At 69.6% G+C, this 14,926-nt stretch carries 18 protein-coding genes; 12 read left to right on the top strand and 6 right to left on the bottom strand.

The window, feature by feature from the left end:
• Positions 1-54: 54 nt before the first annotated feature.
• From OG266_RS05025 to OG266_RS05005, 5 genes are all read left to right on the top strand, one after another.
• The gene (locus OG266_RS05025; RefSeq protein WP_371543170.1) at positions 55-462 is read left to right on the top strand and encodes an ANTAR domain-containing protein; all 408 of its coding nucleotides are present in this window, start codon (positions 55-57) and stop codon (positions 460-462) included.
• Complete coding sequence (locus tag OG266_RS05020; RefSeq protein WP_266472487.1) at positions 459-815, top strand: PRC-barrel domain-containing protein; 357 nt, start codon at positions 459-461, stop codon at positions 813-815. Before OG266_RS05025 ends, OG266_RS05020 begins: the two co-directional genes overlap by 4 nt.
• 55 nt (positions 816-870) lie before the next feature.
• Positions 871-1,230 carry an ANTAR domain-containing protein gene (locus OG266_RS05015; protein WP_371543165.1) on the top strand — a complete coding sequence of 120 codons (360 nt, stop codon included), beginning with the start codon at positions 871-873 and terminating at the stop codon, positions 1,228-1,230.
• 60 nt (positions 1,231-1,290) lie between these two features.
• Positions 1,291-2,139 (top strand): ribonuclease BN, encoded by an 849-nt coding sequence (locus OG266_RS05010; protein ID WP_371543163.1) that lies wholly within the window; start codon positions 1,291-1,293, stop codon positions 2,137-2,139.
• Between the two features lie 108 nt (positions 2,140-2,247).
• Positions 2,248-2,535, top strand: coding sequence for a hypothetical protein (locus OG266_RS05005; protein ID WP_266472480.1), 288 nt, complete (start codon positions 2,248-2,250; stop codon positions 2,533-2,535).
• Here the strand turns inward: OG266_RS05005 and OG266_RS05000 are convergent, their stop codons facing one another.
• The 4 genes from OG266_RS05000 to OG266_RS04985 form a co-directional block, all read right to left on the bottom strand.
• A complete protein-coding gene (locus tag OG266_RS05000; RefSeq protein WP_371543161.1) occupies positions 2,536-3,252 on the bottom strand; it encodes a GAF and ANTAR domain-containing protein in 717 nt (238 codons plus the stop codon).
• Between the two features lie 77 nt (positions 3,253-3,329).
• Positions 3,330-4,091: an ANTAR domain-containing protein gene (locus OG266_RS04995; RefSeq protein WP_266472474.1), complete on the bottom strand. Its 762-nt coding sequence runs from the start codon at positions 4,089-4,091 to the stop codon at positions 3,330-3,332.
• Positions 4,088-4,216 (bottom strand): hypothetical protein, encoded by a 129-nt coding sequence (locus OG266_RS04990; RefSeq protein ID WP_266472471.1) that lies wholly within the window; start codon positions 4,214-4,216, stop codon positions 4,088-4,090. The genes OG266_RS04995 and OG266_RS04990 overlap by 4 nt, the downstream gene beginning before the upstream one ends.
• Before the next feature lie 215 nt (positions 4,217-4,431).
• Positions 4,432-4,659 (bottom strand): hypothetical protein, encoded by a 228-nt coding sequence (locus tag OG266_RS04985; RefSeq protein ID WP_371543158.1) that lies wholly within the window; start codon positions 4,657-4,659, stop codon positions 4,432-4,434.
• 283 nt (positions 4,660-4,942) lie between these two features.
• Here OG266_RS04985 and OG266_RS04980 point away from each other — a divergent pair, with 283 nt between their 5' ends.
• From OG266_RS04980 to OG266_RS04970, 3 genes are all read left to right on the top strand, one after another.
• Complete coding sequence (locus OG266_RS04980; RefSeq protein ID WP_371543156.1) at positions 4,943-5,770, top strand: SigB/SigF/SigG family RNA polymerase sigma factor; 828 nt, start codon at positions 4,943-4,945, stop codon at positions 5,768-5,770.
• Between the two features lie 126 nt (positions 5,771-5,896).
• On the top strand, positions 5,897-6,316 hold the full coding sequence (gene panD, locus OG266_RS04975) for an aspartate 1-decarboxylase (RefSeq protein ID WP_266472464.1): 420 nt from the start codon (positions 5,897-5,899) through the stop codon (positions 6,314-6,316).
• Between the two features lie 32 nt (positions 6,317-6,348).
• Complete coding sequence (locus tag OG266_RS04970) at positions 6,349-6,693, top strand: GNAT family N-acetyltransferase (RefSeq protein WP_371543153.1); 345 nt, start codon at positions 6,349-6,351, stop codon at positions 6,691-6,693.
• Between the two features lie 434 nt (positions 6,694-7,127).
• Here the strand turns inward: OG266_RS04970 and gndA are convergent, their stop codons facing one another.
• Positions 7,128-8,567: an NADP-dependent phosphogluconate dehydrogenase gene (gene gndA / locus OG266_RS04965; RefSeq protein WP_329544055.1), complete on the bottom strand. Its 1,440-nt coding sequence runs from the start codon at positions 8,565-8,567 to the stop codon at positions 7,128-7,130.
• A gap of 257 nt (positions 8,568-8,824) precedes the next feature.
• On the opposite strand from gndA, the gene OG266_RS04960 reads away from it, so the two are divergent.
• The gene (locus tag OG266_RS04960) at positions 8,825-10,045 is read left to right on the top strand and encodes a transglycosylase family protein (protein ID WP_371543149.1); all 1,221 of its coding nucleotides are present in this window, start codon (positions 8,825-8,827) and stop codon (positions 10,043-10,045) included.
• On the opposite strand, the gene OG266_RS04955 is transcribed toward OG266_RS04960, so the two are convergent.
• Entirely contained in the window at positions 10,035-11,222 is a 1,188-nt protein-coding gene (locus OG266_RS04955) for a DMT family transporter (RefSeq protein ID WP_266472451.1), read from the bottom strand. The two genes, OG266_RS04960 and OG266_RS04955, sit on opposite strands and share 11 nt — an antisense overlap.
• Positions 11,223-11,432: 210 nt before the next feature.
• On the opposite strand from OG266_RS04955, the gene OG266_RS04950 reads away from it, so the two are divergent.
• From OG266_RS04950 to glgC, 3 genes are all read left to right on the top strand, one after another.
• On the top strand, positions 11,433-12,167 hold the full coding sequence (locus tag OG266_RS04950) for a (2Fe-2S)-binding protein (protein ID WP_371543146.1): 735 nt from the start codon (positions 11,433-11,435) through the stop codon (positions 12,165-12,167).
• A 121-nt stretch (positions 12,168-12,288) separates the two neighbouring features.
• Positions 12,289-13,440 (top strand): glycogen synthase, encoded by a 1,152-nt coding sequence (gene glgA / locus OG266_RS04945; RefSeq protein WP_266472447.1) that lies wholly within the window; start codon positions 12,289-12,291, stop codon positions 13,438-13,440.
• An 82-nt stretch (positions 13,441-13,522) separates the two neighbouring features.
• Positions 13,523-14,743 (top strand): glucose-1-phosphate adenylyltransferase, encoded by a 1,221-nt coding sequence (glgC, locus tag OG266_RS04940; protein WP_266472444.1) that lies wholly within the window; start codon positions 13,523-13,525, stop codon positions 14,741-14,743.
• Positions 14,744-14,926: the final 183 nt, after the last annotated feature.

Below are 14,926 nucleotides of genomic sequence, written 5' to 3'. Positions count from 1 at the left end.
CCGGGACGGCTCAGGCCATGCCGGACGCGCGGAAATCGTGGAGAGGTAGATGCGATGCATCGCACAGCCATGCTTCCGGAGAATTGGTGGGATCTGACGGTGGAGGCCCCGGCATCGGCAGGGGGCCCTGCGGGTCAGGATGTCGCGGCGCTGCGCGCCGAGATCGATCAGCTGCGGCGGGCACTGGCAGGCCGTACGGCCATCGATCAGGCCTTCGGCATGGTGATGGTGCTGGCTCCCTGCGGCTCTGGGGCGGCCAGGGGCCTGTTGGCGGACGTCTCGCGGCAGTGCGACGTCACACTGCGCGAGGTGGCTGCGGCCCTGATCGCAGCCTGGGAGGGTGAGCCGCTCCCGTGGCCGACGCAGCAGGCGTTGCGGCGTGCGTTGCGGCGGTTCTACGCGGAAGACCGGGGGTGTGACTCACGCCTGCCGGATGAGCCGTCCGGAAGGGGAAGGCCATGATTCACGCAGCTGATGTCCGGGAGTGGCGCGGCCTCGATGTCGTCGACACCCAGTCGCACAAGATCGGTGTCCTCGAGGCGGTCTATGTGGACACCACCACCGACGAGCCTGCGGTGGCCACCGTACGAATCGGACTGCCCACCCGGCACCGCCTAGTCTTCGTCCCCCTTCAGGACGCGATCGTCGGGCCGGGTCATCTCAAGGTCGGCTATGTCAAAACGCTGGTGAAGCAGGCCCCTTCCATCGGCACGGACGATGTGTTGCCCGCCGACCAGGAGGAAGCGATCTTCAAGCACTACGGCCTGCCCTACAAGCCCGGTGCAGCCGGCGAACGGCAACTGGCGCGCCGCTGACCGCCAATCGACCCGGCGACTGCCTTCGTGAGGACAGACTTGTGAGGTACGCACCATGAACCAGGTGACCGCGATCTCCGAAGAACAGCTGTTGCTGACGGCTGCGACTTGCGCGGGGGACGCGGCGTTGGCTGTCGAGGTTCTCGAACTACGTGCCATGAATGAGCAGTTGGGCCGGGCGCTGGCCAGCCGTGCGGTGATCGACCAGGCGCGCGGCATGGTGATGGCTTTGGCACCGTGCACCAGCGACAAGGCCTGGGACCTGCTGGTGGACGTTTCGCAGCACTGCAATGTGAAACTCAGGGACGTGGCTGCGGCCCTGGTCGCCACCACGAAGGACCAGGAACTCCCCGAGCCGATACGGCGCGAGTGGAGTCGCGCGCTGCGGCGCCTTCACACGCTGGAGCGGCGGTGACGATTCGCCCGCTGTCCCGAACGGCTTGGGTGACGTCGCCACATGTGATAGTCGACCTGCATGCCGAAGAAGCCTTCCGGTGCCGCGGACCGATCGTCTGTATCGGGACGGCTGGGCCGAGCGATCCGTGATTCGCCCGCCGAGCGCGGATGGCGGCGGAGCAGAGAGATCGAACTGGGGCCGAGGTCGCTGGGCTTCGCGGCGCTCGGATTCCTCACGCTGGTCCCCCTGCTGATCGTTGTCTCCGCGGCTGATCCGGCGCAGGGGCGGGGATTCGCGGAGTGGCTGGGGGATGGACTCGGTGTGTCGGGGGCCGCCAAGGACGAGATCGCGCGGTTGTTCTCCCGGCCCGGCCAGGTGCTGCAGACCACGACCGCCTTCGGCCTCGCCGCCCTCGCCGTCTTCGGTCTGACCTTCGGTGCCGCGGTGCAGACCGGCTACGAGAAGGTCTGGGAGCTGCCCCCGGCCCGCTGGTACGCAAGATGGCGACAGGTGCTGTGGCTCGGCGTGCTCGTCGGGTCCCTCTACCTGACCGCCACCACCACGCTGTGGCGCCATTCCCCGGCAGGCGCGCTGGGCGCGACGCTGAGCGCCGTCCTGTTCTTCTGGTGGTCGCAGCGGATGCTGCTCGGCAGGCGGATCGCCTGGAGCGCTCTGCTGCCCGGCGCAGTGGCAACGGTGCTCGGGCTGCTCGGGCTTCGGGTCTTCTCCCGTCTCGTCTTCTCACCGCTGATCGCATCCAGCGCGGTCACCTACGGCCCCTTCGGAACCGTCCTGGTCATCCAGTCCTGGCTGGTCGGAGTGGGCGTCGTCGTCTTCGGCGGAGCGCTGGTGGGCCGCCTGCTGTACGAGGAACTCCCCCGCGTGGCACAGGTTCTGAAAGAGCGGACCCGGCGACGACGGATCTGACGCCGGGCAACTGCGCGGAGCAGTACCGGGGGCGAAACCGGGTCGAGCATGCCAGGAGCTGTCGGGTCGGCGAGGTTTCAACTCTTCGGCGAGGGTCACTCGTTGGACATGTCCAGACGCTACGGCGGAAGCCTCGCGGGGAGGGCCATCCTCATCATCGCGGACATCACCGCGCTGATCCTGATCCTGTGGATCGCCTTCTACCTGTTCGACGCCAACACCACAAACGGTACGGTCTCCTGGATCCACGACGCGGCGAACTGGCTCTCGGGCTGGTCGCGCAACCTGTTCACCATCGAGTCGGACAACTGGCGAACCGTGGTCAATTACGGTCTGCCTGCTCTCGTCTACCTGCTGATCGGTCACGCCGCAGCCGGCCGGGTCGGCCGGTCCTAGTCAGCGCACCAGGCCGGGGAAGGCTTCGGAGTCGTCGATGAAGGCGCGGGCCACGTCGGACAGGCGTCGGTTGTGGGCGCGGGCGTAGCCGCGCAGTGCGGTGAAGGCCTGCTCCATGTCGATGTTCTGGCGTTCGGCCAGCTTTCCCTTGGCCTGTTCGATCAGCACGCGGCTGTTCAGCGCGGTCTGCAGCTGTTCGTTGAGGACCGTGCTGCGATGGCTTGAGCGTTGCTGTAACAGGCTGATGGTGGCGACGTCCGCCAGGGCCTGGGCGATGAGCGTGCCCGCCGGGTCGAAGGGGCCCGGGGCGGCGTGGAAGAGGTTCAGGGCGCCGACGACCTCGTCCCGCAGCCGCATGGGCAGGGCCTGGACCGCCCCGAACCCGCTGCGGTGGGCCGCCGTGACGAAGCGCGGCCAGCGGTCGACCTCCCGGGTCAGGTCGGGGACGACCACCGGCGTGCCGGTGCGGAAGCATTCGAGGCAGGGGCCCTCGTCGTTCTGGAGCTGGAAGAGCTCAAGGAGGCGTACCTGTTCGTCGGAGGCGGCCATGACGCGGAGTTCGCCGTTGCGGTCGGCGAGCAGCACACCGGCGGCGCTCGCGCCGAGCATGCCCACGCAGCGGTCGGTGAGCAGGCGCAGGAAGTCGATGAGGTCGAAGTCGGCGACCAGGTTGTCGGCCAGCTCGACGAATGTCTTGGCCAGGAGCTGCTGATTCATGGTGACACCCTCGATTGGGACTGGTCCCGCCGGGAGGGGCGGGAGGCACGGCACGTTCATCGGATGGCACCCATGGATCAGGGTTCCTCGTCGGTCTGTTGGGGTTTCGCGTCCGGGGAGAAGTGGAGCCGACGGGCCACCACGTCGGTGGCCACGTCGACAAGCCGGCGGCCCTGCATGTAGGCGTAGGCGCGGAGCCGGACGAAGGCCTCGTCGATGCCGACGTCCAGCTGGGCGGTGAGCATGCCGGTGGCCTGGTCGATCTCCGCCCGGTGTCCGCCCAGGTCCTCAAAGCCGCGGTCCGCCAGTGCTCCGTCGGCCGCTGTACCCGTCTCGTCGATCCGCGCGTCGAGCAGGAGCAGCGTCGCGAGATCGGCGAAGGCCATCGCGTCGGCCAGTTCCTCCGCGCCCAGCACGGTCGGCACATTGGCGTACAGGTCGAGAACTCCCGGGCTGATCGCCCCGATCTGCAGGGGGAGGGCGAAGACGGCGCGTGCGCCCGCTTCCAGGGCCGCGTCGGCGAACACGGTCCAGCGATCCTGTAGTTCACCGGTGAGCAGATCGGGCGTCAGGACGGCCGAGCCGTGGGTGAAGGCGTCCACGCAGGGCCCTTCGCCCAGCGTGAGCTGCAGCTCCTCCAGTTGCTCGCTGATGTCGTCGGTGCTGCACAACGGATGGCTCGCCGCGGTCCTGGACATCGCCGACAGCCCGGCCCCGCCGACCGGCAGCGCTGCCACGGCCGCGGTGCACACGTCCACCACGCCGACCCGGGCACCACGCAGGGCCGCCTGCTCGGCGACCAGCGACTGGATACGGGTCGAACGACTGTCGGGCCTCACCCGGGCCACCGAGCCCAGTCCGCACGGAAGCCGTCCGGCAGTTCCAGGTCGATCTCACCGGCCATGGTGATCGGGGCCCGGTTCCTTCGGTCATGGCGGTGAACGGTGAGCTGCGGTAGGGGCATGACGCCTCGGTTCTGAAGACCGTTCGGCAGCCGACGCTGTGGTGCACTGTGTCGAGCATTGACAAAGCCGCCAGGGTCTGGGACGCCCGCACCGCAGCATAGTCGTCGCCCGGTGCGGGGGCGGTCCTCAAGCCGCCTGTCTCAGGGGGTGGACGGTGCCAAAACACGGTGGCGCGCGGATGTCCGGTGCCCCGAACGGCACTTGGGCGCTCTGCTCAGCGTCGACTTCTGGTTCTCCGGGTGGAACTTCCGCGGGTGGAGCTTGCGCGGGTGGAGCTTCGCCGACCGGACCAGCCCGACCCCACGCCGGCCAAGTGCACGGCCAGGAAGGCGAGTCCGACGAGCATGAGACTCGTCGGGCTGAAGATCGCCTCGGTCGATGTCCCGGTCACGCGGATGAGGAAGGCGATGATGAAGAGCGCGGCCGCCACGAATGCCAGCATCTGTCTACTCCTGCCGATGGACGGCGAACCACACGTGATCCCGGTGGCTGTGCCGCTGTCCGCTGGGTTCCCAGGACGGCGCCGATCAGTCGTACGAAGAGGGCAGCGCAGGCACTCGGCGCTGGGCAGGCCTCCCTGTTTGAACGCGGGCCGTCCGGGAAGCCGTCCGCTGTGCTTCGGACCGGAGGCACGCCCGTGCGAGCAGCTTCCGCTGCTCCCCTGTGCGCTGCGGTCTGCCGGCTCCCACGGTGAGTGATGCCACCGATCGGGGAGACACGCGCTCATGCCGGACGTACGCACGCAGAGCCCACGCAGCACACGCCCCCACGACTACGACGACGCGCCGGACACCGCCGCAGCGTTCAGCCGTATCGCCGCTCTGCCGGACGGTCAGGAGAGATCCGCGCTGCGGCAGGAGGTGGTGTGCGCCTGGATGCCGATGGCCGCCCGGCTCGCCCGGCGCTTCCATCACCGCGGCGAGACCTTCGAAGACCTCAACCAGGTCGCCCAACTGGGTCTGGTCAAAGCGGTGTCCCGCTTCGACCCCGGTCTCGGCACGGCTTTCCCGAGCTTCGCCATACCGACGATCCTCGGCGAGGTGAAACGGCACTTCCGGGACGACCTCTGGGGCGTGCATGTGCCGCGACGGGTACAGGAACTGCGCGGCCGGGTCCGCGCCGCCGGCCATGAGCTCAGCTCTTCGCCGGGCGGCCGTGCACCCTCCGTCCCCGAGATCGCCGCGCACACCGGCCTGACCGAGGCCGAGGTACGACTGGGCCAGGGCGCGCTGGAGAGCTTCACCGCTCTGTCCGTGGACACCGTGCCCGGCACCTTCGAGAACGGCCGTCCACTGACCGACACCCTCGGCGCCATGGAGCCGGGCTTCGACCGGGTGCTCGACCGCGAGGTCCTGCGCCCCCTGCTGAGAGCACTGCCCGAACGCGAACGCCAGATCCTGTACATGAGGTTCTTCGGCGAGATGACACAGGCCCGCATCGGCCTCCAGCTCGGTATCTCGCAGATGTACGTCTCCCGACTGATCACCCGTACCTGTGCACGTCTGCGCCACCAGGTGCTGACCGACGCCCACAGTCCGAGGAGGGCCGCGTGACGACTTCCCGGGTGCGCGGGCGGCGCCTGCGAACGAGCCCTGTTCCGCCGCGACTGGTTGTAGGGTATGGGACGGCCCTTGACCTGCAACAACGCAGGCAGGGAGCCTTGATCCGGGAGTGCCTTCATGCTTCGTACCATGTTCAAGTCCAAGATCCACCGAGCCACCGTGACCCAGGCCGACCTGCACTACGTCGGGTCCGTCACCATCGACGCCGACCTGCTGGACGCGGCCGATCTGCTGCCCGGCGAGCTCGTCCACATCGTCGACGTCACCAACGGCGCACGCCTGGAGACGTACGTCATCGAGGGTGAACGCGGCTCGGGAGTCATCGGTATCAACGGAGCGGCGGCCCATCTCGTACACCCCGGTGATCTGGTGATCATCATCAGTTACGCTCAGGTCTCGGACGCCGAGGCGCGGGAACTGCGGCCGCGGGTCGTGCACGTGGACCGCGACAACCGGATCGTGGCCCTGGGCGCCGACCCGTCCGAGCCGGTGCCGGACTCGGACCAGGAGCGCAGCCCGCAGGCCGTGGTGGCCTGACCTCACCAGAGGCAATCGAGGAAGTGGTGCCCATGAGCGACATCGAGATCCGCGACGACCGGGCGGGCGGCCGCCTGGAAGCGTTCGCCGTGGACGAAGTGGTCGGCCACATCGAGTACTTCGTCCTGGAAGCCCCCGGGCGCGCACTCGTCCCGGTGCACACCATCGTGGAACCCGAGCACGAGGGCCAGGGCATCGCGGGCTCCCTCGCCCGCGAGCTGTACGCCATCGCCGCGCGCGAGGGCACTGTCGTCGCGCCGCTCTGCCCGTACGTCGTGAAGTGGGCGGCACGCCACCCCGAAGAGGCTCCGGCGGCCGACCCGGAGCTGCTGACGGCGGCGATGGACTGGCTCGAGGCGCACCCGGGACGCTTCTGACCTCCGGGTGTCCCCGATGCCCGGGCCGGTCGGCTCGCTCTGCTCCACCTGGTCGCCATCCCTCGCGCGACGGGGTGAGTGGGTGCGCGGGGGCCGGGTACGCGTGGGAAAAGTCCAGGGCCGACGTACCGACTGGCTGGAGGACACCATGACGCACCCGTTTCCCGACCCCGTGAAGCCGGGCCCCACTCCGGGCCCGGGCCCCGACCGCCCGCAGCCCTTCCCGGATCCGGTGCCGAAGCCGGGCCCGCGCCCGTCTCCGTCACCGGAGCCCTACCCGTCGCCGTCCCCGATCCCGCAGCCGCCGGGCCCGGACCCGGTGCCGGAGCCGGAACCCCAGCCTGGACCGCTGGCCTAGAGCACGGGCCGTAGCCCGAAAGACCGGTGGCCCGGTGCGGGGTTCCGCACCGGGCCACCGTCGTACGCGATCCCGCTCAGCCAGCCACCTCGGACCGGTCCCCGCCCCACAGCGTGTGGAACGAGCCCTCCCGGTCGGTCCGCCGGTAGGTGTGCGCACCGAAGAAGTCACGCTGGCCCTGTGTGAGGGCTGCGGGCAGGCGCTCGGCGCGCAGGGCGTCGTAGTAGGCGAGGGCCGCGCCGAAACCGGGCGTGGGGACGCCCTGACGGGTCGCGGCGACCAGCACCTCGCGCCAGTCGTCCTGCGCGGCGGCGATCTCCTGCGCGAACGTCTCGTCGGACAGCAGGCTCGGCAGGTCGGGCCGGGTGTCGTACGCGGCGCGGATACGGTCCAGGAAGGCCGCCCGGATGATGCAGCCGCCTCGCCAGATGGAGGCGACGGAGCCGAGGTCGATGTTCCAGTCGTACTCGTCGCTGCCCGCGATGATCTCGTGGAAGCCCTGCGTGTACGACACGATCTTCGACGCGTACAGCGCCTGCTCCACCCGGTCCGCGAAGGCCGCGGCCTCGGACTCGCCGAGCGCCGTCGCCTTGGGCCCGGCGAGACCCCGCGAGGCCTCGCGCAGCGCCGCGTGGCCCGAGATCGAGCGGGCGAAGACCGCCTCCGCGATGCCGGACACCGGAACGCCCAGGTCCAGCGCGATCTGCACGGTCCAGCGGCCCGTGCCCTTCTGCTCCGCCTGGTCCACCACCACGTCGACGAACGGCTTGCCCGTCGCCGCGTCCACGTGCGACAGGACCTCGGCGGTGATCTCGATCAGGTAGGAGTCGAGCCGTCCCGTGTTCCAGGTGCGGAAGATGTCCGCGATCTGCGCGGGGGAGTAGCCGGCCACGTCACGCAGCAGTTGGTACGCCTCGCCGATCAGCTGCATGTCCGCGTACTCGATGCCGTTGTGCACCATCTTCACGAAGTGCCCGGCACCGTCGGGACCGACATGCGTCACGCACGGGGACCCGTCGGCCGCCTTCGCGGAGATCTTCTCGAGCATCGGACCGAGGGAGGCGTACGACTCGACCGAGCCGCCCGGCATGATGCTCGGGCCGAGCAGCGCGCCCTCCTCACCGCCGGAGACTCCGGTGCCGACGAAGTGGAGGCCCAGCTCGCGCAGTTCACGCTCCCGGCGCCGGGTGTCCGCGAAGTGCGCGTTGCCGCCGTCGACGATCATGTCGCCGGGCTCCAGGAGCGGGGCGAACTCCTGGATCACCGCGTCGGTCGGCTCGCCCGCCTTCACCATGATCACCAGGCGCCGCGGCCGCTCCAGCGCCGCCACGAACTCCTTCGCGGTCTCGGCCGCCACGAACTCGCCCTCGTGACCGAACTCCTCCACCAGCGCGTTCGTCTTTGCCACGGTGCGGTTGTGCAGCGCGACGGTATAGCCGTTGCGCGCGAAGTTGCGGGCGAGATTGCGCCCCATGACCGCGAGACCCGTGACGCCGATCTGGGCTGAAGTGCTCATACGGTTGGCTCCCATAGCTGCTGTAATCATCAATGCCGTCCTGCCTGCCAGTATTACGCCACTCCATGATCCGGCGTCGGCGCACCCCGGCTTGGCAGTGTTGTGTACGCAGCAGAGGCCCCACTCGCCTCATTGGCCGTGCAAGCGCGGTGGATTCCTGGTCACTTGAGGTGATGGGTCGGCTGATTGCCCTCTTGTCATGGCCTGTTCGCAGCGCTTACTTTTGCCGCTCCTGAGCATGTTGAGGGGGCTCCTTCATGGCCGTACGCGGCCGGCACCGCCGGTATCAGCCGAACAGGATCAACCGCGCCTCACTCACTGTCACGGCCGGCGGCGCAGGTATCGCGCTCCCGCTCGTCGGAACCAGTGTCGCCCACGCGGCCGACGTGGGCACCTGGAACAAGGTCGCGGCCTGCGAGTCCAGCGGCAACTGGAGCATCAACACCGGCAATGGCTACTACGGCGGGCTGCAGTTCAGCCAGTCCACCTGGGAGGCCTACGGCGGCAAGGCCTACGCGCAGCGCGCGGATCAGGCCACCAGGGACCAGCAGATAGCCATCGCCGAGAAGGTGCTCAAGGGCCAGGGGCCCGGCGCCTGGCCGGTGTGCTCCGTCCGTGCCGGTCTGACCCGGGGCGGCGACACCCCCGACATCAGCCCTTCCCCGGCCACGTCGCAGAGCGCCAAGAGCGCCCAGGGCACCAAGCGCTCCGTGCAGGACGTGAAGCCCCAGACCACGCCCCAGTCCCAGGCGGGCACCGCCGAGATGTACACCGTCGTCCGCGGCGACACGCTCTCCGGCATCGCCGACTCCCGGGACGTCCAGGGCGGCTGGCAGAAGCTGTACACGGCGAACCGTACGACCGTGGGCTCCGACCCGGATCTGATCCTCCCCGGGCAGCGGCTGAGCCTGCGCGGCACGGCCGCCACGACGGACACCGGGGGCGCGTCCGCTTCGACGCCCACCACGACCAAGAAGCCCACCGCGACTCCGAAGCCCAAGACGACTCCGAAGCCCGCTCCGACCCAGAAGGCCGGGACGGACAAGGCGTCCTCCACCACCGCCGACAAGGCCTCGACCCTCGTCGCCCCCGTGAACGCCTCCACCGGCACGCCGTACCACGCCGCCGGATCCTCCTGGTCGAAGGGCTACCACACGGGCGTCGACTTTCCCGTGCCCACCGGTACCTCCGTGAAGTCGGTCGCGGCCGGCAGTGTCGTCAGCGCGGGCTGGGGCGGCTCCTTCGGCTACCAGGTGGTCGTCCGGCACGCCGACGGCCGGTACACGCAGTACGCCCACCTGTCCGCGATCTCCGTGAAGGCCGGGCAGAGCGTGACGGGCGGCCAGCGCATCGGGCGCTCCGGGTCCACCGGCAACAGCACGGGCCCGCATCTGCACTTCGAGGTGCGGACGGGGCCCGGCTTCGGTACTGACGTCGACCCGGTCGCCTACCTGCGAGCGGGCGGGGTCAGGATTTGACTCGGGTGCGGTGGTGGCTCACGAACGGCAGCGGTACGTAGGGCCCGCCGTACATGGGGCTGTAGTAGGGCACTTGGTCCGGCGGCTCCGTGTCCTCAGACGCGGTCTCCGCCGTCGCGACCGTCGTCATCGGACCCGGCGGCCCCGGTACGAGGATGTCTTCGCGACCTCCGGCGCCGGCCTGCCCGGGAAGCCCCGCGAGCAGCTCTTCGACGGCTGATCCGGAGGCTGACCCGGTGTCCGAGAGAGCGGAGGGGCTCGCGGCCGCCAAAGGGACCGGGACCGCCGGCTCAGCCGTGCCAGGAGCCGATCCGGCCTCGAGCCCCGCCGGTGCCGCCGTGCGCCGAGTGCCGCCGATCTTCTCCGTCGTGAGCAGGATCAGGCCACCCGCGGCGACGACCCCGCAGCCCAGTGCGAGAGCGGTGCCCGTCGTGCCGTAGCGGAAGGTTTCGCCGAACATCGTGATGCCGACGGCAGCTGCCATGACGGGGTTCACGACCGTCAGTGTGGCCAGCGGTGCCGCGAGACCGGCGCCCTTGTAGGAGGCCTGCGACAGCAGCATGCCGGCCGTCGCGAAGACGCCGATCACGACGAGGCTGGGAAGGTCGGAAAGCGAGACCTGGTTCGTCCAGTCCACCGCGACCGTCTTCGTGAACACCGAGGACATACCGAAGGCGATACCCGCCGCGACCGCGAGCAGCACACTGCGCACGGCCGGATGCCGATGCGCGGCGCGTCCCGCCAGCATCAGCGCCACCACCGCGCCGCCGGTCACCACGGCCAGCACCACGCGCTCGGTGCTGCCCAGGGACTGCGAATCGGAGGAGCCGACCAGCGACAGCAGGCCCGCGAGACCCACAGTGGCCATGATCGCGCCGCGCCAGGCGGTCGCCCCGGCCTTGCGGCCGACGAACAGGGCCGCCATGGGAAGGGCGAACACGATGGTCAGCGCGCCCAGCGGCTGCACCAGGCTCAGCGGGCCGTAGGCGAGCGCTGCCACGTGCAGCAGTCCGCCGAGGCCGTTCAGCGCCACGGCAGCCCACCAGATGGGCCTGCGCAGCGGTGCGTAGGTCTGGTCGGGGGAGGTCACCGCGACCTGCTCCTGCACGATCGCTCCGCCCGCATACGCGACGGCGGAGACGAACGAGAGCAACACGGACAAAGCGAGGGCACTCATGAGTCCCTCCTCTGCGTACGGCGGGGGCGCTGGGCCCGTCGCGACGAACGGTCGGCTTCCATGGTGACTACGATGCCCCGCAAAACTGTTCGCGTCGTCGTACCTGAGCAGGCATTGGGTCCTACTGCCGATGGAGTACGAATCGCCCTCTGTCATACCCAAGGTGGGCGACACGGGACCCGGACCCGCTGGTGGTATCCCCTAGGGGCCTTGGTACTACTGCTCTTCGTGGACCTCGACCCCCAACTCGCGGCGCTCGGCCCGCTCGGCGGCTTCTTCGTACTACGCACCGGCGTACCGCCGCGAGGCCCCCTGCCCACGCTCGCGCAGGCCTATACGGCATCACGATTCGACACCCACAAAGAGGTTTACGCGGATCCGATAACTTTCCGCATTCGCAAAGTTACGCAGAGTATCCGCGCGCCCGAGCCGCGGATCGCCGTGTCCGTGGCGCACCAGGCCCTCGCCGCCCGGCTGTGGTCGGTCGCGCTGGGCGCCGCCGCGCTGTACGGGCGGCTGCCCGACCTCGACCCACGGCTGCTGCACTGGGATCCGGACGGCAGCGCTCCGGACGACCTGTGGCTGTCCGAGGTGCGCCCGCTGCCCGCCACGGCGATCGGCGAGGTCGTACGAGCCGGTCATCTCGACCCCCTGGCGGCGGTCCTGCGCTCCCGGTACCGCATCTCCGCAGGTCTGCTGTGGGGCAACGCCGGATCGGCCCTGGCAGGAGCCGTGCGCCAACTCGACCGCTGGGCCCGGGCCAACGGCCGTACGGAGGTGGGTGACCGGGCCCGTACGCTCGCCGCCGACCTCTTCGCCCACCCCGACCTCTCCAACACCCTCGACCCCACCACACTCCGGCGCCGCAGCTGCTGCCTCTACTACCGACTCCCCGGAGGGGGACTCTGCGGCGACTGCTGCTTCACCCGACCGCCAGAGCATTGACGGCAACCGCGTTCATGAAACCCCCGAACGGGAAAGCCTCGTTGGGGACAGCCGTGCTCTTCCCCATCCGCCCCAGGTGAGTGACCATGAGGGGCACCGGCCGCTACGACAGGGGTTCTGTGTGCGAGTTGGACTGCTGACCAGGGAGTACCCGCCGGACGTGTACGGCGGGGCGGGCGTCCATGTCGAGTTCCTCGCCCGGGAGTTGCGGGCCCTCACCGAGCTGGACGTGCACTGCTGGGGCGAGGGCGCCGGGAGCGGCGTCGTACGCCACCGCCCCTGGCCCGCCCTCGACGGCGCCAACGACGCCCTGCGCACCTTCTCCGTGGACCTCTCCATCGCCGCCGCCCTCGAAGGCCGCGAGCTCGTCCACTCGCACACCTGGTACGCCAACCTCGCCGGCCACTTCGGCAAGCTCCTGTACGGCATACCGCACGTCATGACCGCCCACTCGCTGGAGCCGCTGCGCCCCTGGAAGGCCGAGCAGCTCGGCGGCGGCTACGCCCTCTCCAGCTGGGCCGAGCGCACCGCCATCGAGGCCGCCGACGCCGTCATCGCCGTCTCCGGTGCCATGCGCGAGGACATCCTCACCTGCTACCCCGCCCTGGACCCGGCCAAGGTGCGTGTCGTGCACAACGGCATCGACACCGCCCTCTACCAGCCGGACCACGGCACGGACGTCCTCGACCGCATCGGCATCGACACCGGCCGCCCGTACATCCTCTTCGTCGGCCGCATCACCCGTCAGAAGGGCGTGCCCCACCTCCTGCGCGCGGTGAGGGACATCGACCCTGCCGTACAGGTGGTGCTGTGCGCGGGCGCCCCCGACACCCCGGAGATCGACCGGGAGTTCCGCGACCTCTTCCAGGAGCTGAGCGGCGTACGCGACGGGGTGCACTGGATCCCGCAGATGCTGCCCCGCCCGGATGTCATCCAACTCCTCACGCGTGCCGCCGTGTTCGTCTGCCCCTCGGTCTACGAGCCGCTCGGCATCGTCAACCTGGAGGCGATGGCCTGCGGAACGGCCGTGGTGGCGTCCCGGGTCGGCGGGATTCCCGAGGTGGTGGAGGACGGGGTGACCGGCGTCCTGGTGCAGGTCGAGGGGGACTTCGAAGCCGGTCTGGCACGCGCCCTCGACTCGGTGCTCGCCGACCCCGAGGCCGCACGGCGCATGGGCGAGGCCGGGCGGGAGCGCGCGGTGCGGGAGTTCGGCTGGGACGCGGTCGCCCGGCGCACCGTCCAGTTGTACGAAGAAGTCCTCAAACCGGGGTAACCATCGGACAGGCGCAGTTCAGCAACAGGGGCCAGGCTCCGCGAGGAGAGTTTGGCCCGACCGTGTTCAGAGGGGCGGCGGCATGCGGCGCGGTGGACCTTCGGTGCTGGGAATCGTACTTGCGGGTGGAGAGGGCAAACGGCTCATGCCCCTCACCGCGGACCGCGCGAAACCCGCGGTCACCTTCGGCGGCACATACCGCCTGGTCGACTTCGTTCTCTCCAACCTCGTCAACGCCGACGTCCTGCGCATCTGCGTCCTGACGCAGTACAAGTCGCACTCGCTGGACCGGCACGTGACCACGACCTGGCGGATGTCGAGCCTGCTCGGCAACTACGTCACGCCCGTCCCCGCCCAGCAGCGGCTCGGCCCGCGCTGGTACCTGGGCAGCGCGGACGCGATCCTGCAGTCCCTCAACCTGGTGCACGACGAACGGCCCGACTACATAGCGGTGTTCGGCGCCGACCACGTCTACCGCATGGACCCGCGGCAGATGCTCGCCCAGCACATCGAGGGCGGCGCGGGTGTGACCGTGGCTGGCATACGGGTGCCGCGCACCGAGTCCTCGCAGTTCGGCGTCATCAGCCCGGGCTCCGACAACCAGACGGTGCAAGGGTTCCTGGAGAAGCCCGCCGATCCGCCGGGCCTGCCGGACGATCCCGAGTCCGTCTTCGCCTCGATGGGCAACTACATCTTCACCACCAAGGCCCTGATCGAGGCGCTCCAGCGGGACGCCGAGGACGAGCACTCCGTGCACGACATGGGCGGCTCGATCCTGCCCATGCTCACCGACCGGGGCGAGGCGCAGCTGTACGACTTCAGCGACAACCACGTGCCCGGCGAGACCACCCGGGACCAGGGCTACTGGCGCGATGTCGGAACTCTCGACGCGTACTTCGACGCCCACATGGACCTGATCGCCGAACGCCCCGCCTTCAACCTCTTCAACCGCAGCTGGCCCATCTACACCCATTCCGGGCAGTTGTCGCCGGCGAGATTCAACGCCGGCGGTATCGCCAGCGAGTCGATCATCAGCGCCGGCTGTCTGATCCGCGGGCAGGTCACGAGGTCCGTGCTCTCGCCGGGCGTCGTCGTCGACCCGGGGGCGGTCGTACAGGGCTCGATCCTGCACGACAACGTCCACATAGGGCGGGGCGCGGTGGTGCGCGGCGCGGTCCTCGACAAGAACGTCGAGGTGCCGCCCGGCGCGACGATCGGCGTCAACCCGGACCGGGATTCGGAGCTCTACACGGTCTCCAAGGGCGGAGTGATCGCTCTGGGGAAGGGCCAGCGCGTGTCGTAGGCGTCTGACAACGGCCTTGGTGGGTGGACGATCACCCACCAAGGCCGTTGCCGTGTCCGTTGTCATGTCAGTCCGTTGTCATGTCCCTGGACAGGAAACGTTTCCCGTGCTGTCATGCCAACTGCCGTTGATGACAACGTTGTACCGCCTGAGCAAGAGCCGCTACACCCGTCCTCAACGAGG

The sequence above is a fragment of the Streptomyces sp. NBC_00554 genome (genome assembly GCF_041431135.1).
GTDB lineage: Bacteria > Actinomycetota > Actinomycetes > Streptomycetales > Streptomycetaceae > Streptomyces.
This window is presented reverse-complemented; position numbering and strand designations above follow the sequence as displayed.

Bases quoted from the DNA above. Each gene is read 5' to 3' on its own strand.
- OG266_RS05025 (WP_371543170.1), top strand. From the start codon at position 55: ATGCATCGCACAGCCATGCTTCCGGAGAATTGGTGGGATCTGACGGTG.
- OG266_RS05020 (WP_266472487.1), top strand. From the start codon at position 459: ATGATTCACGCAGCTGATGTCCGGGAGTGGCGCGGCCTCGATGTCGTC.
- OG266_RS05015 (WP_371543165.1), top strand. From the start codon at position 871: ATGAACCAGGTGACCGCGATCTCCGAAGAACAGCTGTTGCTGACGGCT.
- OG266_RS05010 (WP_371543163.1), top strand. From the start codon at position 1,291: ATGCCGAAGAAGCCTTCCGGTGCCGCGGACCGATCGTCTGTATCGGGA.
- OG266_RS05005 (WP_266472480.1), top strand. From the start codon at position 2,248: ATGTCCAGACGCTACGGCGGAAGCCTCGCGGGGAGGGCCATCCTCATC.
- OG266_RS05000 (WP_371543161.1), bottom strand. From the start codon at position 3,252: ATGAATCAGCAGCTCCTGGCCAAGACATTCGTCGAGCTGGCCGACAAC.
- OG266_RS04990 (WP_266472471.1), bottom strand. From the start codon at position 4,216: ATGCCCCTACCGCAGCTCACCGTTCACCGCCATGACCGAAGGAACCGG.
- OG266_RS04985 (WP_371543158.1), bottom strand. From the start codon at position 4,659: ATGCTGGCATTCGTGGCGGCCGCGCTCTTCATCATCGCCTTCCTCATC.
- OG266_RS04980 (WP_371543156.1), top strand. From the start codon at position 4,943: ATGCCGGACGTACGCACGCAGAGCCCACGCAGCACACGCCCCCACGAC.
- panD (WP_266472464.1), top strand. From the start codon at position 5,897: ATGCTTCGTACCATGTTCAAGTCCAAGATCCACCGAGCCACCGTGACC.
- OG266_RS04970 (WP_371543153.1), top strand. From the start codon at position 6,349: ATGAGCGACATCGAGATCCGCGACGACCGGGCGGGCGGCCGCCTGGAA.
- gndA (WP_329544055.1), bottom strand. From the start codon at position 8,567: ATGAGCACTTCAGCCCAGATCGGCGTCACGGGTCTCGCGGTCATGGGG.
- OG266_RS04960 (WP_371543149.1), top strand. From the start codon at position 8,825: ATGGCCGTACGCGGCCGGCACCGCCGGTATCAGCCGAACAGGATCAAC.
- OG266_RS04955 (WP_266472451.1), bottom strand. From the start codon at position 11,222: ATGAGTGCCCTCGCTTTGTCCGTGTTGCTCTCGTTCGTCTCCGCCGTC.
- glgC (WP_266472444.1), top strand. From the start codon at position 13,523: ATGCGGCGCGGTGGACCTTCGGTGCTGGGAATCGTACTTGCGGGTGGA.